Origin of the sequence: Salinispora sp. H7-4 (assembly GCF_013416675.1) — a bacterium.
GTDB lineage: Bacteria > Actinomycetota > Actinomycetes > Mycobacteriales > Micromonosporaceae > Micromonospora > Micromonospora vitiensis.
In genome coordinates, this window is the sequence record NZ_JABZED010000053.1 from 1 (window position 1) to 231 (window position 231).

Below are 231 nucleotides of genomic sequence, written 5' to 3' on the forward strand. Positions count from 1 at the left end.
ACGGCCGCTACGACATCCGCCGCCTGCAAGCAGTCACCTGCACCGGGCCACTCGCCCTGGACTTTCCCCACGCCGTACAAGCACTACGGATCCGCCGCCGACGGCTGAACCTGGCCACTGGCCGCTGGTCCACCGTCACCGTCTACGCGATCACCAACCTGAGCGCAGCCCAGGCCGGCCCTGCCGAACTGGCCGACTGGCTGCGCGGGCACTGGGCCATCGAAACTCTGC

1 pseudogene is annotated in these 231 nt (G+C 69.3%); it reads left to right on the forward strand.

Annotated elements, in window-relative coordinates:
* Positions 1-231 (forward strand): annotated as a pseudogene (locus H0524_RS20830) (ISAs1 family transposase); the annotation flags it as partial.